The sequence below is a fragment of the Bacillus sp. X1(2014) genome, assembly GCF_007678255.1.
The window spans coordinates 14,914-38,399 of the sequence record NZ_VEED01000030.1; the positions used below are offsets into that span (position 1 = coordinate 14,914).

Consider the following 23,486-nt stretch of genomic DNA (forward strand, 5'->3'; position numbering starts at 1 on the left):
AATATTTAACAGCCAGCCTTACTTATCTTCCACGCGTCGGCTCTCTGCAACGAGAAGTTGTCCAAGGAGAAGGAATACGCTCGATGTCCAAGTAAATGCTGGGTCACGAAGTCCAGTCCCAGTTAGTGCATCAAAGTTTTCCGCCATTCCTGATTTCGTTGCCATCGCACAGAATTTCTCTGCCACGTCGAGAGCTGCCTCCTTTTTGCCGGATGAAAGCAACCCATCGGTGAGCAGCATAGTGGTTGGTGCCCAGATTGGTCCTCGCCAATATCCATCTTCCCTATAAAACGGACTGTCCGGCATCTCGGTTGCTAGTCCATATTCTGTTAAAAATCCCTTGGTTTTTATCTCTTCTACCAGCCTATTTAGAATTTTTGGCGGAAGCCTATTTCCGAGAATCAGAGGGACATATAAAACTAGACTGTTAGATTCAATGACTTCATGTGTTCCTGAGCGTTTTGCTACAAAGTTATATCCCGTCCAAAAATGGTCAATCATTCTATTTAACAATGCTTGAGACTCATCCATCCATTGTCTAGCTTCATCATATTTCCCCAGCTTACAGGCAATCTCCGACAGAACCTCCATTTGAATTATTAGGAAAGAAGAGAGGTCGGGACTTTCAACTGGTGTTCCTTTGTGAAAAATTGTGCTGTTATCCCAACCACTGTCATTTCCATGATTATATTGTGGAATTCCGTCTTGGTCGCTGTCTTGGAACGTCAGCCACCACTTCGTCCATTTTTCTAGCGGCTGATAGACTTCCCGAAGCTTATCCTCTGTAACAAAACCGTTTTGTTCCCACATGCGCCTTAAAGTCCAGCCATGGATGGGCGGTTTGGTAAAATTCCATAACGCAGACCTATTATTGACAAAGTCTGGCAGCATCCCTGATTCATCCTGCAAATCAAAAAAGATCATAAACTGGTCCCAGGCGAGATCGGGGTTATTTTGTGCTAATGCTAGGGCATTAAAGCAGTGATCCCAACTCCAAATGTTTGTCATCCAATTCTTCGACATATACATCGCCGGCCTAGTCAGCATTCCTTCAGGTGGAACAACGCATGACCACGTAATATAAGAGGCTTCCTCTTTTCCTTTTGCATACTTTTCTGGAATCTCAAGGGTATTTTCTAACCATGACTCATATTCCTTTGCAACTTTTTGATGCCCTTTTATAAAAGTGGAATAGGTGCGGTTTTTGTAAACGGTCGTAAACTCCTCAATTACACCTTCCATCTCCATGTCCGAATTCGGAAGAAAATCGACAATAATTTTTTCACAACGCTGCTCTCTAAAAGGTGCGTCCACAACAAGGCGTCCCTTTATCGAAGTAAGCATGTATCGCATTTCCTGACGGGAATGGTTAACTTCCCAACGCCCCTCATCCACTTCAACAGCATAATCGTAAGCCCCAGTAATACCTGTCAGTCTTACACCAACTCCATGACTTCTAATTTGTAAGATACGGGATTCTGTTATACAAAATTCTGCAAACCCTGCCGTGCTTTCAAGCCGGAGCATACTCGGAAGTAGTACCGCTATATAAGGAAGGGGGATTCCCTCAAACGTAATATCAATCCGGAACACCTCGCCAAACTCATTGTCTCCATTTCGGATATTGCGGAGGTAAAGCGGACTATCCCCATCCTCATGATGATTTGGTGAAATAGTTATAAAAGAACCATACCGGCTGTAGGGGATTTTTTTTATATCAAACATTAGATCCACTCACTTTCAACATTCATTTGTTATTCGATCATTTGTATTTACCAGGAACTCTTGATCCGTTTCGAAGAATTTCGGTCTGATTAAATAAGTAAAATATACATAGCCGAGAAGGAGAAGCAGACCCGCCAAAATAAATGGAAGTGTATAGTTTTTTCCAGCTAGAATGATACCGACAAGAAATGCGGCTAATGCCGAACCAACGCTTCGAAATACGGCTCTCATTCCTGCATACAAATCCCTTTCCTCATCCCTAAATGATGACATGGATAAACTGTCAGCCAGATTGGTCAGCATCGTAAATACCCCGCCTCTTACTAATAAAAGCGTGGAAAAGATATAAGGATTGATGTTCAAAAATAACAGAAGGCAAAGAGTGATATTCACCATGTAAATATAAAGAAATGTCTTTTTAACCCCGAAACGGTCAATCAGTGCTGGTGAAAAAACAGAACCAGTAAACAGCGCCAGACCATTTAGAGCCAGCAGCATTGAAACAGACTCATTCGAGAAATTGAAACGAAACTTAATGAATAAATTCAAGTAAGGCTGTAAACAGGATACTGCACCACCAGTAATCAGTGCGAAAACAGCAAAAAATAATAACTTTTGCTTTACATCTCTCGTAAGCTTACTTTTAGTTTCAACGAAAGTTTTCGGTTCAGGACCTTCTATCCTCTGATTTTGGTCTTCCCGCGCAACTGTTTTCCTACGTTGCTCAGCTGGCAGTAAACTTCCCCTTGTAAAGGCTAATAATAGAAACAATATGGATGTGGCTAACAATGTATTTTGGTAGCCTCTCTCTGAAAGCTCAATCCAATGTGGCAAAAAGCCGCCAATTAGCGTTCCCGCTCCCAAAAAAGCAGTAAACACTGCGAATAAAAAGCTGTAAGCCTGGGTTTCTTCCCTTTTTGACCGGCTATAATGGAACAACAACTGTATTTCCGTTGTTTCCACAAGCGTTAGACCCATAGAAACCACAAATTGGGCACAAAAAAAGAATGCAAAGCCTTCTGCAAAAGCAAAAATGCTGCATCCAATGGCAATACATGTAATCCCTGTAACCAGCAGCTTTTTCCGGCCTGTTTTTTTAGCCAAGATGCTCACAGGTATTGCAAGGATTCCCATTACTAAAATACCCATTGAGGTGATGAGTCCTATTTGCTTTTCTGTCATACCCATTTCAATTAAATGCAGATTCAAAATTAAGGTAAACATTCCAATGCTCAGCCCGTACAGAGATTCTGTGGCTAAAAAACGTTTCACACCAGACGGCAATGTAAGAAATCGTAACGACTGTATCATAGAGTGTTTCAACCTTTCATTTACCCAAAAGTTATAGGATAGTCATATCCCATTTATAAACCTAACCAATTAGAAGGGATAACCCCTTCTAATTAGTCCTTGTTTTAACTCATTATCCCTTTACCCCTGACTTAGAAACATCCTCGACAATGTAGCGCTGTGCAGCGAAGAAAAGAACAAGCGGCGGGATGCTGATTAAGAAGGTTATCGCCATGATTCCCTCCATATCTACACCAAACATTCCTTTGAACTGTGCCAGTCCAAGTGTCAATGTATATTTGCTCTGGTCATTCAAAAACACGAGCGGCCCTAGGTAATCATTCCAGCAATTCAATATGCTGAACACTCCAACTAGGATTAAAACTGGCTTCATCAGCGGAAGATAAATTTTATAAAAAATTTGGAACGAGTTTGCACCATCTATCCTAGCTGCTTCATCCAGCTCTTTGGGTATACCCATAATAAACTGGCGCATCAAAAAGATATAAAATGGAGCACCGAACCAAGCGGGAACAATCAGCGGTTTTAGCGTATTGATCCAGCCAAGGAAATTAAATTCCATATATAAAGGAATCATTGTCACTTCCCACGGAATCATCATCGTGGCAAGGAGCACCATAAATAAGAAATCTCTTCCCTTAAAGGTAAACCTTGCAAACCCATAAGCAACGAGTGCAGACGAAACCATTTGACCAATTGTAGCTAGGATTGTCACCGTGAGTGAATTTGTTAGAAATTGTGTAAATGGCTGAGAAACCCAAGCTTCCTTAAAATTCTCAAAGTGGAGGCTGGAAGGAATCCACTTCGGCGGGAACAGATAGAGCTCTTCTGGTGATTTTAACGAAGTCGTCACCATCCAGAATAATGGCGCCAGAAATAACAGTGAGAAAAAGATTAAAAGACCGTATATAAAGGTTTTTTCAACCCTGCTTTTCATTTTCATAGTTAAACCCCTCGTATCAGTAGATTGGCTGCAACTTTTATTTCTTCTTTTTCACTTCTCCTTCGTAGTACACCCAGGCAGACGAGGATTTAAACACCAACATCGTTAAACCTAAAACAATCAAAAACATAAACCACGCATTTGCTGAAGAGTAGCCCATTTTAAAATATTTAAAGGCATTTTCGTAAACATACATTGCGTAAAAATAGGTTGAATTAAGCGGTCCGCCGCCAGTTAATAGCAGAGCTAACGTCAATTGCTGGAAAGCTGCTATTATTGTTGTGATGACATTAAATAGGATGGTTGGTGTTAAGAGCGGCAAGGTGATTTTGAAGAACTGAGTTATTTTATTAGCTCCATCGATAGATGCAGCTTCATAAAGTTCTCCAGAAATACCTTTTAAACCTGCCAGGAAGATTAACATCATCGTACCTTGACCCCAAAGGCTGGCAATTACCATCGCTACAAGTGCCCAGCCCGTCTCATTCAGCCAGTTAGGACCTGATATATCAACTAAGGAAAGAAAGTAATTAAGAATACCGTATTCACCGTTGAATACCCATGCCCAAATCATCGCAAGAGCAACACCCGAAATGACGGACGGCAGGTAGAAAAAGGTTCGGAAAAAGGAATGACCTTTTACATTTTGATTCAATAAAATGGCTAAAACTAGGGCTACAATAATATTTAAAGGAACAAACAGCGCAGCGAATTTAACCGTCACCCATAATGATTTCCAAAAAAGCGGATCATCCGTAAACATTGTCTTATAGTTATCTAGACCGATAAATGTCGCCTTACCGACAACCGGCCAATCATAGAAGCTGATAAAAAGAGAATATATTAATGGTCCGAGCGTAAAAGCAAGAAATCCAATTACCCATGGGGAGATAAAAAGAAGTGGGACAATCTTGTCCCACTTTATTTTCTTTTTCTTGTTTATTTCCACATAGGGTGTAGGAGAGGCAGGTAAAGATTTCATCATGAACACCCCACTTATTTAGTCTTACTACTTCATATATTTCTCAGAGTCCTTGGCGGCTTTATTTAGTAGTTTCTCAGCGTCCTGTCCAAGCATAACTGCATTCACAGCTGCAGACAGGTTACGGTTGATTTCATTCCAATTTTTATTTAAAAGAAATGCTGGTGTATCATCAGATCGTTCAAGCATTTTATAGAAGGGACTTACTAATGGATCCTGCTCCATATTCAATTCCTTTACCACACTAATTCGAACGGGTAAATCCGCCGTACGCATTTTAATTGCTTCAGGTGAGGAATAAAACTTCACAAATTTGTAAGCAAGATCTTTATGCTTAGAATCCTTGGCTACTGAAACTGCAGAAGAAGCAATAACCCCTTTTGCTGGCTTGTCGCCAAATGATGGGACTTCAACTGTTCCAAAATTAATCTTAGCTTCTTTAAATCCTTCTAAAGGCCAAATACCGCTTTCCCACATAGCGATCTTTCCTGCTTTGAAAATATCATCACCGCTTTGTTGGTTTTTCCCGCCAACAAGAACAGCGCTTTTATCCTTAAGAAGGTCACTTAAAATTTGAATTGATTCAATTGTTTCAGGACTGTTCATATAGCCCTTAACTTTTTTCCCATCTTTACTGATGAAACTGCCGCCATTGCTCCATACCAACCCTTGGAGATCATATGTGTCTGGCTCTGGCACTACCCCAAAACCGTATTGCTTTTTGCTCGGTTCTGACAATTTTTTAGAAATCTCTTTAAAATCGTCCCATGTCCAGCCATCCTTTGGATAAGCGACGTTAGCTGCATCAAATAAATCTTTGTTATAATACACAACCCGTGTTGTGAAACCAGCAGGCATGCCATAAATTTTTCCGTTCATGCTGGAATAATTAAATAACCCTTGATAAAAATCATCCATATCCATTTCGGCATCACCGTTGATATAAGCATCAAGCGGCTCAAGTGATTCGTAATATGCTGGGAAATTCCACATATACATCATATCCGGTGGATTTTTTGCCCCAAAGGAAGCAGCCAGTTTCTGATCAAAGCCATCACCATAGGCCTCTACTTGAACCTTTACACCGGGATTCTCTTCTTCAAACTTTTTGGCAATATCCTGTTGAATTTTCAAAGCCTCACCGGAGTCCCAAGTAGCAAAGCGAAGGGTAATAGATCCTTTTCCATCCTTCTCTTCTCCAGTTCCTCCGGAGGCTTTTTCCCCTGAACTGCTGTTCGAACATGCTGCCAAGGAGAAGACGCTAACTAATAATAAAATCATTGCTAGGATGCTGATTTTTTTCATTCTCAATTTCCCCCTCTATAGATAAAAAATTAACCGCCTTCATTGTACTTCTAATGAAAGCGGTCTCACACTGAAATTCATCTTAACTTGTTAGTAATAATGTTTTAATTTTATGTGAAATTTATGGGTTAGGGGTAAGATTGTCCGAAGTGATTCTCCTTTTTGTTAGACGATAATCAGATGGTGTACATCCCGTACATTTTTTAAACCATTTGCTAAAATATTTCCCGTCATACACCCCAACCTTTTCCCCTATTTCCTGTAACGTAAGAGAAGTGGTTTCTAGCAATTCACAGGCAGTATTGAGTTTTATCTTTTCCGTAAATGTTTGGAAGCTTTCCCCGACGGACTTACTAAAAAGTGTGCTAAAATGGCTTCTACTAAGGCCGACTTCATTGGCAACATCGACCGATGAATAGGATTCTGAAAGGTCCTTCGTAATCAGTAGAACCGCTTTTTGAATTGGTTCCGGCCATTTTTCATCAATTTCATATGTTAAGGCTTCGGGTCCATTAGTGTCTTTTTCTTTCTCTTCTGATTTATGGATTTCATCAGTGAATTGTTTAAGGTATTCTTCAAATTCATCATCTTGGAAAGCTGTTTTTAAAATATAACCAGAAGCACCTACCTTAATGCCTTCCTGGGCATATTCGAAATCCCGATGGCAGCTTAATAGCAGGATCTTCGTGGCGGGTGCGGCTTGTTTAATTTTTCTGGCCAGTTCAATGCCGTTCTGTTCTGGCATGACAATATCAGTAATGACAACCTCGGGAGAGTGTTCAAGGAACATTTCCCAGCCCTTTTGACCATTTGATGCATCCGCTACTACTTCCATATTGAATTTCTTCCAATTCACCGTGGCCATTAACCCTTTTCGGACGATATATTCATCATCAACTACTAGGACTTTAATCACGTGGTCATCCCCCTTTTTGGCCAGCGCATTTTAATCGTTGTTCCAGCCTTTGGACTAGATTCTATTATCAGACCATATTCATTTCCAAAATGAAGCTTAAGCCGCTGATCGACATTAAACACGCCAATTCCCCGTACTTTGTCATTTGTGGAATGGTCATTGAGTAAGTTTAGTGCTGTTTGTTTACTCATTCCTTTTCCGTTATCACATACGACAAGCTCTAAGAAGTCTGAATGATTTGCAATGGTTAATTCAATTTTTCCCTGTCCGTCTTCAAAGGCATGGAAAAAAATATTTTCAAATAATGGCTGTAAGGACAACCTTGGTATCAAATAATCAAGGCATTCCGGATTGACCTTTTCTAGGTAATCAAACATATGTCCAAAACGGATTTCCTGCACTTTCAAGTAATGTCTGATTGTATCAAGCTCTTTTTTCAACGGAATCAATTCATCAGCAAAATTGAGATTTTCATGAAGAACTTCGGTAAGATGGTAAATCATTTGCTGGACTTCCTTGGCATTACTAAGCCTCGCCTTCCACTGAATGGAGTTTAGCGTATTAAACAACAAATGGGGATTGATTTGATAATGAAATGCCCTTAACTCCGCTTTCCTTTTTAGCCGTTCCGTCTCTTCGATTTCATCAATTAATTCCTTAATTTGTTGAACCATCTGATTAAAACTGATGGTTAATTTTCCAATTTCATCGTGCTCTTTTACAGGGATTTGTGTCTGCAGCTCACCCATACTAACAAGTTCCATTGATTCCTTTAGTTTCCTGATCCGTTTTGCAAGTGGCGCAGAAAAAACTATTGCTAATAAGATCGCCAGAATAATTAAAAAGAAAATACCAAGCAAAGTATAGTTAAAGATAACCTCAGAGGATTGGTAAAATAGTTTTTCAGGGACACGAATCTCAATTTGCCATCCATAAGCATCAATCGTTTTTACCCTGACAACATCACTTGAGAGTGGCTTCCTTTTAGCTTTTGTTTGGTAAATGATGTTACTCTTTTCATTATGAATGGTAATAAATGCATGTACGTCTCTTTCAAGGTACTTAATATATGAAAAAAGCTCGTCAGCCTTCGTCTCAATTAGCAGCTTGCTGCCCTTTAAAATTCCATATTGGCTCTGAATCGGCAATAAAAGACCAAGAATTGATTCAGGTGGTTTACCGCTATCATAATGATCAGCTTTATAAAATCCAATCCAGCGATCCCCTTGTTTTATATTGCTTGCTTCTTTCCAAAAAGGCATTTGAAAAAGTTTTTGAGAATCGAGATTGTTTCCCCCATAATAATATCCGGAATTTGTTATTAAGTAGATTCCTTTCGTATTAAAAGTTTTATGAGCTTCAAGGAATCTTTCAAAGTTCTTTTTCTCTATGAATCCTTCATAGGTCCTTGGAATCTCCTCTTTAATGACTATTAAGGTAGGGTCGGATAAATATTGATGTATATCGTTTGAAACGACAAACATCTGATTAATCGTATTTTCTAATTGCGTTTCAAGCTGTGAAACAGCAAAATTTTCATAATCATTAAATTGTTTATTTACAATCGTGGATGATTTTTGATAAGAGAGATAACCGAATAAAAGAAGAGGAATCAGTGCCACTACGATAAAAAACAGCATCAACTTGGTTCGAAAACTGCTATACAATCGATTTTTAAGTTTTGTGGATATATGTTTAATAACTTTGATCAAACCTTGTAATCTTTGCATGATATCACATTCTCCATAACAGCATTCTCATCCTTTTATTACTGGTAATCGTTTTCATAAATCTCCCTTATCATAAACCAGAGTTGTTATAATTTCTATAGAGATCTCCTGTGTTTTTAGTTGGTAGTTACGACCACTTTTATCAAAGGCTCTGTTAAACTTGCCTGTTGATTTCCGCTCCAGGCACTTCGCTTTCCGCGGGCGGTCCGGGGAGCCTCCTCGTCGCTGCGCTCCTGCGGGGTCTCCCCTGCCCCGTCCTCCCGCAGGAGTCTTCGTGCCTGGAACGAAGATCAACAGGGTGCCAAATTCAACATTAACCTTTAACACAACCTTATGAAAATAAAAAAATGAAGGATCAAGGAGAGAAACCTTTGACCCTTCATTTAGATTCAAAACTTTATAATTCAATCTTATATTTCTGTTCACTTATGCTTTCCATAGAGAAGACTCGTTCCACGTAGTGAATTTCTTTGTCTGACATTAACATGACGGTGGAACTCCTGGTCCCGTAGTTCTCACTTTTTATAAACAGCGGTGAAAGCCTTCTTTCCCATTCTAATGAAACGCCAGTGTTTGGAAGAAGTTCGTCCGTAGCCTGGTCCGTATCTTGGAGGATTCCGAGAAGGCGGTCTACCAGCCCATCCTGGTCCCCGTTGATTATTTTGGACATACCCGCCTTACCTTTTTGAACCTTTGGCCACTCAGTGTTTAGTAAGTGGTTGCTAACACCATATATACCGGGTTCGATTTTTTGCAGTTCTTTCCCTTTATTTGAAAAATAGTATAATTCATTTCCATCACCGGCCAATAAGTTATAGCCTGGATACAGATCCTTACGTTCTCCAAGATCTTTCATATAACCCTCTATATTTCCTTTGTGTTTCAAGGCATTGGCAACCAATTCACCGCGTGAGTGCTTTCCTTCCGTTACTTCCTTTGGATCGCGATAATTGGTCAACGCCGCAAACCGTCCACTTGTTGTAACTCCCATCCAGGTACCCATTTTTTCTAAATCCCTGCCGGCAAGGATGTCAGGCTGGTCTTCCCAGTAATGGACTGGGGCTGTAGGACGCCCGAGGAATTCATCACGGTTTGCTGCCACAATAAGCTTGTAGATTGGATGAACTTGATAAGCAAAGAGTATTAAACACATCAGAAATCACAGCCTTTTAATCAATTATCCCTGGCTTTTTCAACCTTTACGTTTATTGAACATTTTTTTGATCAGACGAATCTGACCTCTATGACTCAGTTCATCTTCAAACACATGGAACCATTTAAAGAAATTATTCCCATAGCGATCGTGCCAAAAGGGCGTTTGTTCATATAACCATTCATCAGGAAGCGTTTTAAACATTTCGATGGTTGTATTCCGTGCTTCAGCCATTTGCTCCAAGTAATAATCAATCGTATTGCCCTTAATCGTTTCTCGTCCAAGACTACCTAAATCTAGGGCAGGTAGTAAAATGCTTAACTCTTTCTCATTTAGATCCCGGTTCTCAAACGTTATCACTTGATACGTCTTTTCGACAGCAGCCAAATGAGCCAGCAGCATTCCGATTGAATTTGCTTCCTCATCAAAAAGGAAGTCTAACTCTTCCACTGTTAGTCCCTTTACAGCTTCCATCGTGGTGTACCTTGTATAATTCATCATCGACACCAATTTACTGAACTCCAACCCCAAACTATCTTTTTGATCGATTATATATAATGTATCCAAATCCATGCTATTACCTCCGTACGGGAAAATAAACCACTCATTCTAATTCGGCATCTTCTTAGGAAATCCTTTTAACATAGAGGAAATCCTTTAATAGGCTGAAATTGCTAAAAAGAATCACATCTATTTCCGATGTTTCATTCGTAACTTTGGAAATGATAATAGCTATGAACGAATTCATTTGGAGGTGTTGTTTCTCATGTCTGAATTAGAACCATTAGAATACGAAACAGGGACTGCGATTCGCGAATATGACATTATTGATATAACCCAAACCGCCTTAGGGTACGATGTGCTCCTTGATATCGAACTAGACAGCGGTTATTCCTTAGCAAGAACTAAACTGGAAGTGACCCATGAGGACTTAGCAGGATATGAAACAAATGATATTGAAGAAGCTATTAAATATGCCTTGGGATTTTTCACTCATTAGCACACAAATATTTCAAGGGGAAATCTCGGGTGAACTGTGTTAAACTTGTTAATCTAGCCAACGACGGTTGGATGTACGTACATGAGTAATGGAGTGGTTAAATGAGTAGTACAAAGGGGAAAGGCGGGACCGGTCGAGGAACCGGTAAAAAGGGCTGGACTCGTTGGCAGGCAGGAGTCAAAAAAGCCAAAAGCGCCAAACCGTATGTTAGCAAAGGTGTAAAAAGAGCAAAAGACGCAGACGAAAAAAACGAAAAATAGTAACAAAAATGGGTGTCAGGCACCGCTCGTGGACAAATGTCCACAGGTGGTGCCTGACACCCTATCCTGTTTTATAAAATTAACCGAATTTGATTTCCGGAAGGGTCTTCTGTTACAAAGTAATCGGCTTCCTTGGTAATTGGAGCACCTATTTGCTTTAGTTGGTTTAAGGCTTTCTCTCTTGCAGACGTATCAGGGAAAACGAGTGAGTACCAATTTAAGCCAACACTGTTTTTCGGTGGGGTGGAAGCCCCTTCTCCCTGCCAAGTATTGATGGCAATATGATGATGATATCTGCCTGTCGATAGGAATGCCGCTTGTGGATAGTAACTAACTACTTCAAAACCAAGTCCCTTTGTGTAGAACTCTTCAGCTTTTTGCAAATTGCTGACATGCAGGTGAATATGCCCCATAAGCGTCCCTGCTGGTAAACCGCTCCATTCCGCATCACTCTCCGCGATAATCCCATTTCCATCAAGCTCTTCAGTTGCCATTTCAACTAAGCCGTTTTTCCATTTCCATTCTGAAGAAGGACGGTCCCGGTACACTTCAATCCCATTGCCGTCTGGGTCATTAAGGTATAACGCCTCACTTACATAGTGATCTGCTGCACCAAGTGGATATCCAGTTTGGACCATGTGCTGTAAAAAGACCGATAGATCTGCTCGTGATGGAAGTAAGATGGCAAAGTGATACAAGCCGGAGGAACGACCTGATTTCGCCACAACATCCTTCGGCTGCTCTATTGTTAATAATGGCTTTTTTCCATCGGTCGTTAAGACCGCTTTACTCTCTGATTTTTCCAATACTTTAAAGCCCATGATATTTTGATAAAAGGTAAGTGAATAATCGAGATTCTTCACCTTAATATTGACATCTCCGACATATATATTTGGAGCTTGATGAAATTTATCCATTTTCTCCTCATCCTTTCGTCAATTAGTTATATAAGAAAATTGTCTTTAATTTTAGTATGGTTGTGATACATACCATTCATTCGATTCCAATCACCTATGATTACAGTGTACTTTACTATTATCTCGAATTCAAGTATTTTAAATTAAAAATAAAATGAAGACCATCCTATTTTTTTGCCACAAAAAAAGGCTCTTCCGCTATGCGAAAAAGCCCTAAAACATTGTTTCCCGTTTTTTATGCTTCTACAATGTCTGGTTGTTTATAGACTTCGTTTTCAAATTCACCTGTTACTTTACTGGTTAATATACCGGATGTCATTGCTCCGCTAACGTTTAAAGCTGTCCGTCCCATGTCAATAAGAGGCTCAACTGAAATGAGCAAACCAACAATCGCAATTGGAAGATTCATAACTGATAGAACGATTAACGCTGCAAAGGTGGCGCCACCGCCAACACCGGCTACACCAAAGGAACTAATTGCCACCACAAGAATGAGTGTCAAGATAAAGGATATACTCGTTGGATCCACCCCAGCCGCCGGGGCCACCATCACTGCTAACATTGCAGGATACACACCTGCACATCCGTTTTGACCAATGGTAAGTCCAAACGACCCGGCAAAGTTTGCAATCCCTTCTGAAACACCAAAGTCTTTCGTTTGCGTTTTAATGGTCATTGGTAAGGTTCCTGCACTAGTCCGTGACGTGAAGGCAAAGGTCAAGGTTGGCAGCCCTTTTTTCACATAATTTACAGGACTTAGTTTGGCAAAGGATAATAGTAGTAAATGGACAATGAACACCACAATGAGCGCCACATAGGAGGCAATCACAAACTTACCTAATTTCGCAATCGCCGCATAGTCACTTGTTGCTGTAACTCTTGTGATGATGGCAAGAATTCCATATGGTGTTAAACGTAAAATAATGTTGACTACTCGCATGACAACGGAATAGAACGTATCAATGATCTTAGCAAAAAAATCTCCTGTATCTGGGTCTTTGCGCTTAACCCCAAGATAAGCAATTCCAATAAACACGGCAAAAATAACAACCGCTATCGTCGAAGTCGCGCGCGCACCCGTTAAATCCTGAAATGGATTACTTGGGATTAACTCAATAATTTGTTGTGGGAGCGTCATATTTTCTATCCCAGTAACTCGTTCCTCTAACTGGGCATTCCGAGCTGCTTCCGCTTCTCCTTCAGTTAACTGCACACCATCCAGGCCAAATCCCAATGCAGAGCCAATTCCAATCGCCGCAGAAACGGCTGTCGTTGCAAGCAGGATGCCGATGACAAGGAAACTAATTTTCCCAATATTTTTCGTTAACTTTAGCTTTGTAAAGGCTCCGACAATGGAAACAAATATCAACGGCATAACCACCATTTGTAAGAGTTTCACATAGCCATTCCCGACAATGTTAAACCAATCGATTGAACCTGTCGTTACTTCATGTGTCGTGCCATAAATGAGATGAATGAGAAAACCAAAGATAATACCTAAACCTAACGCACTAAAAACACGCTTGGAAAAAGAAACTTGCTTCTTTTGCATCGTAAATAATCCAAACATGAGTAATAACAAAACAGCTACATTGACGAGGATCAGCAAGAAATTCATACTATCCATCCTCCTTCAAATTCGGAAAAATTGTAATCCTAATATTCCAATGAATTAAGTCGGAATTATGGTCGTCACCATAAACTTGCCACGCAATATAACAATCAAACGTTTGATATGGTAAATAATATGATATGACTTTTCCTTATATTCCAAGCCCGTCACATATTTAATCAAACGTTTGATTAGTTTTTTTACCACCAAGAAAATCACCGCTTAGATTTGAACTTTTTTCATTCGGATGAGGACGGATCGACCGCATCCTTTAATGCTGTTTCTAATTCTTCCTTGAATCGAGTCCTTTCTTCCATTGTCCATCCAAGTGTATCTTCCATAAAGTCAATAATCGCTTCTTCCCACTTCACTGCCCATTGAATGTCAAAAAATAAAGCCCCCGTCCGGCGGATAAAAAAGTCTATTGGTGTTACTGTCATTTCATCCTCTAATGAATAAACAATTTGAACAAATACCTCAAGCGGCAAACCAAACTTGTTATTTGGGTCATACGTTTTCGCAATGTTAAAAATTCGATCAATATTTGAACCGTAGCGATGAACCAATTTGCGATATTGTTCCTTTGTAAACCCTCTTATCTCGGCATTTTTTTCATTTTTTTCAATAAATGAAGCAAAGTTATGAGCCCCCTCAACATGACCGCCGGATATCGGTAAATACTTAGTCTGGCATGCTTGAAAATTGCCGCTCTGTTTAGCGATCAAGTTCACCACCGTTTCCGCCATTTTTCTGTATCCGGTCAGCTTCCCGCCTGCGATGGTAATCAGACCAGAATTCGAAACCCATATTTCATCTTTTCGCGAAATTTCAGAGGGGTCCTTGCCTTCTTCATAAATCAGCGGTCTTACTCCTGCCCAGCTTGATTCAATATCCTCCATGCGAATATCTAAGGTGGGAAACATATAATGAATCGCTTTAATAATGTAATCTCGGTCATCTGCTGTCATTTTCGGATGAATCGGATCGTTGTTATAAATAGTGTCTGTGGTCCCCACATACGTTTTCCCATCCCTTGGAATGGCAAAAACCATCCGGCCATCCGGAGTATCAAAATAAACTGCCTGATTCAGGGGAAATCTTGATTGATCTATCACCAAATGGACCCCTTTGGTCAGCCGCAGTTTTTTCCCAGTTACCGACTGATCTTTGTATCGGAGCGAATCAACCCAAGGGCCTGTAGCATTAACGATATATTTCGCATAAATATCATAAACGGTTCCAGTTAAAAGATTCACAACTTTAGCACCGATCACCTTATCATCCTGGTAAAGTAACTCCATTACTTTTGAATAGTTTACGGCTTTAACACCTTGAGCAACCGCTTCCTTGATGACTTCAATAGTTAACCGGGCATCGTCAGTACGATATTCAACGTAATATCCACCGCCAGTTAATCCCTCTCTTTTAATGAGCGGCTCTTTTTGAATGGTTTCACTTGCGGAAAGCATTTTTCTGCGTTCACTTTTTTTAACACCTGCTAAAAAGTCATAGACTCGTAATCCAATCGAAGTACTGACTTTTCCAAACGTTCCACCTTTATGAATAGGCAGGAGCATCCATTCTGGTGTCGTTACATGCGGGCCATTTTCATAAACAATCGCTCGTTCCTTCCCTACTTCTGCCACCAGCTTCACTTCGAATTGTTTTAAATATCTGAGGCCTCCGTGAACAAGTTTGGTGGAACGGCTAGATGTCCCAGCCGCAAAATCCTGCATTTCTACCAAGGCCGTTTTCAGTCCTCTTGTGACGGCATCAAATGCAATTCCAGCGCCTGTAATTCCACCACCGATGACAAGCACATCCCATTCTTCTGCTGACATCTCTTTTAGGATTATGTTTCGATCCAAACTCGAAAATTTTAAGATTTCCACTATGGTTACCTCCAATTGAAAAAAAAAGAGACCATAACAAAGACAATGGTTTAATAATCCAATGCTTTGTTGTGGTCTCTCTAATCTACTTGGTGAAATATTCGAAATATTAATTTAATATTAGTATATCATTCCGTTCCATTATTTAAAAGCCCTAGCTGCGTTTACAGCCTTTTTCCAGCCTGAATATAGATTGTTTCGATCCTCTTCATCCATATTTGGTGTGAATGCTTCATCCATATGCCATTGAGCAGCAATTTCCTCTTGGCTCTCCCAATATCCTACTGCTAATCCTGCTAAATAGGCGGCTCCTAAGGCGGTTGTTTCCCTTATTTCTGGGCGTTCAACAGGGACATCCAACATATCGCTTTGGAATTGCATTAAGAAGTTATTGGCAACAGCACCGCCGTCTACACGCAGAGCTTTTAGTGAGATCCCTGAATCGGCTTCCATTGACGTTAATACATCTTTTGTTTGATATGCAAGCGATTCTAATGTTGCGCGAACAAAGTGTTCTTTCGTTGTTCCACGTGTTAAGCCGAAGACCGAGCCGCGTACATCACTATCCCAATAAGGAGTTCCTAACCCCACGAATGCTGGAACTACGTAAACACCATCGGTTGATGCTACACTCGCAGCAAATTTCTCACTCTCTTCAGCACTTCTAAACATCCGGAGCCCATCACGGAGCCATTGGATCGCAGAACCGGCAACAAAGATACTTCCTTCTAATGCATATTCTACTTTTCCATTAATACCCCAAGCTATGGTCGTTAGCAGCCCGTTCGCTGATTTTACTGCTTGTTCGCCGGTATTCATCAGCATAAAGCATCCGGTACCATACGTATTTTTCGCCATTCCTTTTTCATAACAGGCCTGACCGAATAATGCCGCTTGTTGGTCTCCTGCAATGCCGGCAATTGGCACATTAGCGCCAGAGAAAGAGGAATCAATTGTTTTAGCGTATACTTCTGAAGATGGGCGCACCTCCGGCAGCATTGAAGCAGGAACTGAAAGAATTTCTAATAACTTTTCATCCCATTTAAGGTCATGAATATTGTACATCAATGTTCTCGATGCATTGGAGTAATCAGTCACATGGGCCTTTCCACCGGATAGTTTCCATATAAGCCAAGTATCAATCGTTCCAAATAGCAGCTCTCCACGCTCTGCTTTTTCTCTTGCGCCTTCTACATGATCAAGAATCCATTTTACTTTTGTTCCAGAGAAATATGCATCAATTAAAAGGCCTGTTTTATCCCTGAATAATTGATCATAGCCATTTGCTTTCAATTCTTCACAAATCTCAACGGTTTGGCGAGATTGCCAAACTATCGCATGATAGACTGGCTGCCCTGTTTCTTTATCCCAGACTACTGCAGTTTCCCGCTGGTTAGTAATACCGATTCCAGCCACTTGTTCTGGTTTTACATTCGCCTCAGCCAAACATGAGGCCATTACCGCTATGACTGAACCCCAAATCTCATTGGCATTATGCTCGACCCAACCCGGTTGTGGGAAGTACTGCTGAAACTCCTGCTGAGCAACATGAACAATCTTTCCTTTTTTATTAAAAAGAATAGCACGTGAACTTGTTGTCCCTTGATCTAAGGATAAAATGTATTTTTCCATCTATGAACTCTCCTCTTACATTAAAAATATTCCATATTTTTCTACGCAGACCATTTCAAAAGGCTTCCTTCCCCATACGGAAACGATTACAACGACTACGATTATATCAGACCTGAAGATCATCTTTTATATTTGATGACTTTTCGAATGCTTCAATGTAGTAAATACTTGAGGAAAAATCTCTATTTATTAGTGGCAGCGTTAATCCAATTTTCATTAACTCATCGCCAGCATATTCCTGTTCTCCCCTATTTACTCTATAAATCTCACACGACTTTAGCCCGCGCAACTTCAGCCGGAAAAAAGGTGGATTTGGTGTTGCCAAGGTTTTATAGTAAAAAACTACAGCCCTTTCCTGATTCGATGACACATACATCCAAGCCGTATCCATTCCATCAAACGGACTTAACAGCCTGTATAAGTCCCCAAAACAGACAATATCCTTGATTTGATGATATCGTTTGATTTGCTCCATTACAACCTTCTTATCATCACTACTCAGTTTATCGATATTTAATTCAAATCCCAAATTTGCAGCCATCGCTACATGGCATCTCATTAAAAGTGGTGTAGTTCTTCCCACCTGATGATTCGGCACATCTGATACATGCGCCCCCATGGTAATCGCTGGATAAATGAGGCTTGTTCCGTATTGAATTTTAAGCCGTTCAACAGCATCTGTATCATCACTCGTCCAGGTTTGCGGCATATAATAGAGCATGCCAGGATCAAAGCGACCGCCTCCTCCGGAACAGCTTTCAAATAAGATCTGCGGAAATCGTTTGGTCAGTTTTTCAAGGATTTGATATAAGCCCAGCATATAACGGTGTGCTGTTTCTTTTTGCCTATGAGGTGGCAGCGCAGCCGAACCAACCTCAGTCATATTTCGATTCATGTCCCATTTCACATAGGAAATTTTAGCACTGCTAATGACACGGGTGAGCGTTTCGATTAAAAAATTACATACGTCTTCCCTGCTTAAATCAAGAATTAATTGATTTCTAGACTGTGTCCGGTTCCTTCCTGGCACATGGATACACCAATCGGGATGTTTACGGTACAAATCACTGTCAGGGGAGACCATTTCCGGCTCGACCCATATCCCAAATTGCAGCCCCTTTTTTTTGATATAATCAGCCAATCCTTCTAAACCATTCGGAAGTTTTTTCTTAAAAACAAACCAATCACCCAACGAACTTTTATCATTGTCACGATGCCCAAACCAGCCATCATCTAATACAAACAGTTCGATGCCCAACTCTTTTGCTGCATCCGCAAGGTCGAAAAGTTTTTTTTCATTAAAATTGAAATAGGTGGCTTCCCAGTTATTAATGAGAATTGGGCGTGTTTTGTCTCGGTATACCCCACGACAAACTCTTTCCCTCAGTATTTTATGAAAAGTCCTGGACATTCCTCCAAGTCCTTCCGATGAATAAATCATTATAGCCTCAGGAGTTTGAAACGTTTCTCCCGGCTTCAGCACCCATGTAAAATCAAAAGGGTTTATTCCGATACTTAGTCTAGAAGTTTGAAATGGATCCACTTCGATAGAAGCTTGAAAATTCCCGCTGTAGACCAAACTGATGCCATATACATCCCCATTCTCTTCGTTGGTGTCTTTTGAAAGCAGCGCAACAAAAGGATTATGTTGATGGCTGCTTGCACCTCGAGCTGATGAAATCATTTGAATTCCGTGGTTAAGTGGCCGCCTTTCGATGTGACGCTCACGCCCCCATGTACCATAAAGGTGCAGCCAATCCCAATCTGACTGATGAATGTCCACTGACATACTCATACATTTATGTATTTCCACATCATGCGACCCAAGGTGCTCAAAGGAGACCGATCTCGTTATCACATCCAAATCACGGTAAATTGTATAATGAAGATTCATCCCGATCCCAAGCATGGAATCTACCAGTGTTAGCACTAATGTTTCTGCTTCAGATTTATCCTCGACATACGCAGCAGGCAATCCCTCAAGTGGATGTTTTCCTTGGAAAATTTCATGAGAATCGTAGACAAATTCCGTTACCGTAGTGCCGTCAGATGAACGGATCTGATAGGCCGGCGAACGAAAGTCCCCATTCCCAAAAGCGGGATATTCCTGTGGCAGTGTATCAAGTGAAAATTGTGAAAAAGAAGGCTCCGTCGTCGGCGAAAAAGGCCTGCGTTTAAATGCTAGAATGGAAGCAGGCTGCAGTGCCCTAACCCTCTTGCCCCAATACAAATGAGCGGGATATTTACCATGGACAATTTGAATCAAATAACTAATCCTGTTATTGTACAAATGAAAAATCCCATCCTTTGCATCCCAATCAATTGGCACGGGCACTCACTCCTCCATAGTCGCTGAATAGCCAAAATTACTTATCTTACAATAAATATGATTTGCCATATGCCAAAGAGAACAATAAATAAAAAAAGGGTGTCAGGCACCGTTCGTGGACATTTGTCCACGAGCAGTGCCTGACACCCTTTATAGTGTAATTGTAAAGGTGGTTCCTTTCCCTTCTTCGCTTTCAACAAAGATGGTGCCCTCGTGCATTTCGATGATTTTTTTGACGATGGAAAGTCCTAATCCGCTGCCTCCTTTTGACCGGTCCCTTGCCTTATCTGCTTTGTAGAATCGTTCAAACACATGAATCTGGTCTTTTTTCGAGATCCCAATCCCCGTATCAGAAATTTTCACGATCGTTTTGTCATCCACCTTTTCAAGATGAACACGAATCATCCCCTGGTTTGGCGTAAATTTAATACTATTGTGAATGAGATTGGTCCAAACCTGGCTCATTAAATCCTCATCCGCGATGACGGCCGCCTTCTCCATAGAAACATCCAATTCCAGTTCCTTTTCCAGCCAAAGCGGTTCACAAGCTAAAATAATCGTCCGTATCTGCTGGTCTAATCGATAGCTATGTCGATCAAAGGGATGATGCTTGGATTCTAACGAAGTTAATTTCAAAAGATTATCACTTAATTTCGAGAGCCTTCTACTTTCCGTTTCAATGATACTGAGATAATGGCTTCTCTCTTCATTTGTTAGCTGATTGTATTGGAGGGCTTGGGCAAAACCCATAATTGACGTCAACGGTGATTGAATTTCATGAGAGACATTGGAAATAAACTCCTGCCGCATCTCTTCCAGCTGTTTTAATTGCTTTGCCATATGATTGATATGGTCAATCAGTTTGGTAAATTGATTTTCTCTCCCAACCTTTAAATCCAGGTATACATTAAAATCACCTTTAGCAATCCTGCTTAAGGCATCCAGTACCTCATAATAAAGATTGCGACGTCTAGAGTTTGTAAATAAACCAATAAGAAACCCAACGAACGCCATTGTTAATAAACTACTAACCACCTCCGCCATATGACGAAGATAATCGGATGTCTGAAGATGGAAAAGGTGATAGATTCCTGAGACGATGAAATAACCTGCTGAGAAGCCCAACGAAACAAATACAATGAAAAAAACAACCCCAAATAAATGCTGAAAAAAACGTTTGGTCTTCATGGTTTTACCTCAAAACGGTAGCCTAATCCACGAATCGTCTGAATTCGAAACGGAAATTCCTCCTCTGAAAAACGCTCTCTTAACCTTTTAATATGCACATCGACCGTTCGTTCGTCGCCTTCATAGTCGTAGCCCCAAATATCTTCTATTAATACCTCTCTTGAAAATGTCTTTCCAGGGTAACTCGCTAATTTAAACAACAGTTCAAATTCTTTTAACGGTATGGTAATTTCCTTATTTTTAAAAGAAATTTCATGGGTTTTCCGATTCAGCATAAATTCATTAATTGTTATCGTTTGTGAGACCGTTATTTTATAACGTTTTAATAAGGCTTTGACTCGAGCTGTTAACTCCATGGGATCAAAAGGCTTAACCAGGTAATCATCTGCCCCGAGTTCAAATCCTTTCACTTTTTGTGAGGTTTCCCCTTTGGCGGTCAACATTAAGATCGGCATATCACTAAACTCCCGGATCTCCCGGCACAATTCCCATCCATCCAAATTTGGCATCATAATATCAATGATTGCCATATCCATTTTTATTTTTTCCATCAACTGTAATGCCTTCATCCCATCTGATGCTTCATACAGTTCGAATCCCTCTTTTTTCAAAAATAGAAGCACAAGCTCGCGAATATTAGCGTCATCGTCGACAATTAATAATTTTGTCATCGCTCCTCATCCCTTTCCATCTATTAAGCAGGTTCGCTGATTCGTAATTGATGTTCGGCAAATTCACGATATAAGGAGTGAGTTTGGACTAGTTGTTCATGCTTGCCGCTGCCGGTTATTTTTCCCTTATCCAGAAAGATAATTTGATCAGAGTCAATGACGGTCGACAAACGATGAGCTATCACTAGTGTGGTTCGTCCCTTCATTAAATTCTGTAATGCCTGTTGGACTACTTGTTCAGATTTGCTATCAAGACTAGAGGTCGCTTCATCTAACATCAATAGTTTCGGATCTCTTAGGAATGCTCGTGCAATCGCAATTCTCTGCCGTTGACCACCCGATAATTTGATACCTCTTTCGCCCACTTCGGTTTCATACCCATTCGGGAGCTCGGCAATAAATTGATCGGCATAGGCCATTTTTGCGACTCTTATTAAATCATCCTTACCCACTGGCTTATCCATTCCATAACAAATATTATCGCGAATCGTTCCTGCAACAATCGGGCTTTCCTGTGAAACATAACCAATTTGGCTTCTCCAAGAAAACAGTGAGAATTCATTTATTGGATCCTCCCCAAGGCGAATCGTTCCTTGCTGCGGTTGATAGTACCGCTCCAATAAGGAAAACAGAGTCGTTTTCCCGCTGCCACTTGGACCAACTATTGCGGTTACCTTGCCTGCCCCTACGGAAAAACTGATATTATTTAGTACGGATTCCCCATTAATATATGAATAATGCAGCCGCTCCACCGTTATAGGTTGATTCATATCTTCGACATCCCGCTTGGAATCATCTTGTTCCTCATTCATATCAATAATCGCGATAATTCGCTCGGTCGCACCGGTTGCCTTTTGAAATTGGGTAAAGAAGGAGGCTAATTGCCCCATCGGCATGACGATTTGAAAAAGATACATGATAAATGCTACTAAATCGCCCGCCATTAATGCACCTGAAGATACTCTCATTCCACCAAACCCTAGAATGACGACTAGTAATACCATGATTACTAAACCAATCAACGGAGAAATCAGTGCTTGAATTTTTGCCTCTTTCAATCCATATTGAAACAACTTCGTAATTCCGCTTTTACCATTCTTATATTCGATTTCTTCCGCATTCGAAGCTTTGACTAGGCGTATCTCAGATAATACTTGCTGGATGACGGAGGTAAACTGTGCTGTTTCAGTTTGCATCCCTTTGGACACCTGATGCATCCTTCTACCAAGTGTCATTAAAATGACTGCTGCAAGCGGAAGGGCAATAAACATTAACAAAGCCATTTTCCAATCCAATAGCAGTAAGACAATAATCGAGCCAATGATGGAAATGGTCCCTGATAGAAAATTGGCGAGATGGTCGGTAATTAATCCTTTTACCACTGCTGTATCATTCGTCATTCGGCTAACCGTTTCCCCTGTTTGATTTTCATCATAGAACGGTATTGGTAAGACGAGCAGCTTCTTCCATAAACGGTCTCGGATCCCTGCCACAACCGATTGGCCGATATGATTTAATAAATAGATGGATATCCCGCTCACAACCGCTTGAATAATGAGTGCAGAAACTAGAAGAATGATTCTTCCTCTGCTTAACGAGCTAAGAGAAAAGTCATTGATAAGATTTTTGGTGAACAATGGGACAAACAGCCCCACCAAGGTGGTTCCTACACTTAATAAAAGAGCGATACCCAAAAGCAATTTAGAAGGTTTGGTTTGCTGAACCAATCGAATAAACTGGCGCCATCCCTTCTCTTTCTTTACATCTGACATATTTCTTTACATCCCCTCTATCGATCACATGCTTCCAATTCCATTTACTATCACAAAATAGATTATATAAAGAATATATGAATTGAATATGAACATTCAATATAAAAAGGTGTCAGGCACCACCCGTGGACATTTGTCCACGGGTGGT

General features: G+C 40.6%; 20 protein-coding genes. 2 read left to right on the forward strand and 18 right to left on the reverse strand.

Annotated elements, in window-relative coordinates; all coding sequences use genetic code 11:
• Positions 1-18: 18 nt before the first annotated feature.
• From FS608_RS27975 to FS608_RS28020, 10 genes are all read right to left on the reverse strand, one after another.
• On the reverse strand, positions 19-1,725 hold the full coding sequence (locus FS608_RS27975) for an amylo-alpha-1,6-glucosidase (RefSeq protein ID WP_144555831.1): 1,707 nt from the start codon (positions 1,723-1,725) through the stop codon (positions 19-21).
• 15 nt (positions 1,726-1,740) lie between these two features.
• Positions 1,741-3,036, reverse strand: a complete 1,296-nt coding sequence (locus tag FS608_RS27980; RefSeq protein WP_144555832.1) for an MFS transporter — start codon at positions 3,034-3,036, stop codon at positions 1,741-1,743.
• 112 nt (positions 3,037-3,148) lie between these two features.
• Positions 3,149-3,979, reverse strand: a complete 831-nt coding sequence (locus tag FS608_RS27985; RefSeq protein WP_144555833.1) for a carbohydrate ABC transporter permease — start codon at positions 3,977-3,979, stop codon at positions 3,149-3,151.
• Positions 3,980-4,016: 37 nt separating this feature from the next.
• Entirely contained in the window at positions 4,017-4,961 is a 945-nt protein-coding gene (locus FS608_RS27990) for a carbohydrate ABC transporter permease (protein ID WP_260871847.1), read from the reverse strand.
• A 27-nt stretch (positions 4,962-4,988) separates the two neighbouring features.
• Positions 4,989-6,266, reverse strand: a complete 1,278-nt coding sequence (locus FS608_RS27995) for an ABC transporter substrate-binding protein (protein ID WP_144555835.1) — start codon at positions 6,264-6,266, stop codon at positions 4,989-4,991.
• Positions 6,267-6,387: 121 nt separating this feature from the next.
• On the reverse strand, positions 6,388-7,131 hold the full coding sequence (locus FS608_RS28000) for a response regulator transcription factor (protein ID WP_144555847.1): 744 nt from the start codon (positions 7,129-7,131) through the stop codon (positions 6,388-6,390).
• Positions 7,132-7,178: 47 nt separating this feature from the next.
• Positions 7,179-8,912, reverse strand: coding sequence for a sensor histidine kinase (locus tag FS608_RS28005; protein ID WP_144555836.1), 1,734 nt, complete (start codon positions 8,910-8,912; stop codon positions 7,179-7,181).
• Between the two features lie 54 nt (positions 8,913-8,966).
• Positions 8,967-9,239 carry a hypothetical protein gene (locus FS608_RS28010; RefSeq protein WP_260871848.1) on the reverse strand — a complete coding sequence of 91 codons (273 nt, stop codon included), beginning with the start codon at positions 9,237-9,239 and terminating at the stop codon, positions 8,967-8,969.
• Between the two features lie 70 nt (positions 9,240-9,309).
• A complete protein-coding gene (locus tag FS608_RS28015) occupies positions 9,310-10,065 on the reverse strand; it encodes an NRDE family protein (protein ID WP_144555837.1) in 756 nt (251 codons plus the stop codon).
• A gap of 39 nt (positions 10,066-10,104) precedes the next feature.
• Positions 10,105-10,638, reverse strand: coding sequence for a DinB family protein (locus FS608_RS28020; RefSeq protein ID WP_260871849.1), 534 nt, complete (start codon positions 10,636-10,638; stop codon positions 10,105-10,107).
• Between the two features lie 193 nt (positions 10,639-10,831).
• On the opposite strand from FS608_RS28020, the gene FS608_RS28025 reads away from it, so the two are divergent.
• Positions 10,832-11,065, forward strand: a complete 234-nt coding sequence (locus FS608_RS28025; RefSeq protein WP_144555838.1) for a hypothetical protein — start codon at positions 10,832-10,834, stop codon at positions 11,063-11,065.
• Positions 11,066-11,166: 101 nt separating this feature from the next.
• Positions 11,167-11,325: a DUF3934 family protein gene (locus FS608_RS28030; protein ID WP_144555839.1), complete on the forward strand. Its 159-nt coding sequence runs from the start codon at positions 11,167-11,169 to the stop codon at positions 11,323-11,325.
• A gap of 71 nt (positions 11,326-11,396) precedes the next feature.
• Here FS608_RS28030 and FS608_RS28035 read toward each other — a convergent pair whose 3' ends face one another.
• The 8 genes from FS608_RS28035 to FS608_RS28070 all read right to left on the reverse strand — a co-directional run bounded on the left by FS608_RS28035 (position 11,397) and on the right by FS608_RS28070 (position 23,338).
• Positions 11,397-12,242: a VOC family protein gene (locus FS608_RS28035; RefSeq protein ID WP_144555840.1), complete on the reverse strand. Its 846-nt coding sequence runs from the start codon at positions 12,240-12,242 to the stop codon at positions 11,397-11,399.
• 235 nt (positions 12,243-12,477) lie between these two features.
• On the reverse strand, positions 12,478-13,860 hold the full coding sequence (locus tag FS608_RS28040) for an L-cystine transporter (RefSeq protein ID WP_144555841.1): 1,383 nt from the start codon (positions 13,858-13,860) through the stop codon (positions 12,478-12,480).
• A gap of 233 nt (positions 13,861-14,093) precedes the next feature.
• On the reverse strand, positions 14,094-15,695 hold the full coding sequence (locus tag FS608_RS28045) for a glycerol-3-phosphate dehydrogenase/oxidase (RefSeq protein WP_144555849.1): 1,602 nt from the start codon (positions 15,693-15,695) through the stop codon (positions 14,094-14,096).
• Between the two features lie 192 nt (positions 15,696-15,887).
• A complete protein-coding gene (gene glpK / locus FS608_RS28050; protein WP_144555842.1) occupies positions 15,888-17,378 on the reverse strand; it encodes a glycerol kinase GlpK in 1,491 nt (496 codons plus the stop codon).
• Between the two features lie 106 nt (positions 17,379-17,484).
• Positions 17,485-19,707, reverse strand: coding sequence for an alpha-galactosidase (locus FS608_RS28055; protein WP_144555843.1), 2,223 nt, complete (start codon positions 19,705-19,707; stop codon positions 17,485-17,487).
• A gap of 150 nt (positions 19,708-19,857) precedes the next feature.
• Entirely contained in the window at positions 19,858-20,895 is a 1,038-nt protein-coding gene (locus tag FS608_RS28060) for a sensor histidine kinase (protein WP_222127420.1), read from the reverse strand.
• Complete coding sequence (locus FS608_RS28065; RefSeq protein WP_144555844.1) at positions 20,892-21,566, reverse strand: response regulator transcription factor; 675 nt, start codon at positions 21,564-21,566, stop codon at positions 20,892-20,894. Before FS608_RS28065 ends, FS608_RS28060 begins: the two co-directional genes overlap by 4 nt.
• Positions 21,567-21,589: 23 nt before the next feature.
• Entirely contained in the window at positions 21,590-23,338 is a 1,749-nt protein-coding gene (locus FS608_RS28070; protein WP_144555845.1) for an ABC transporter ATP-binding protein, read from the reverse strand.
• Positions 23,339-23,486: the final 148 nt, after the last annotated feature.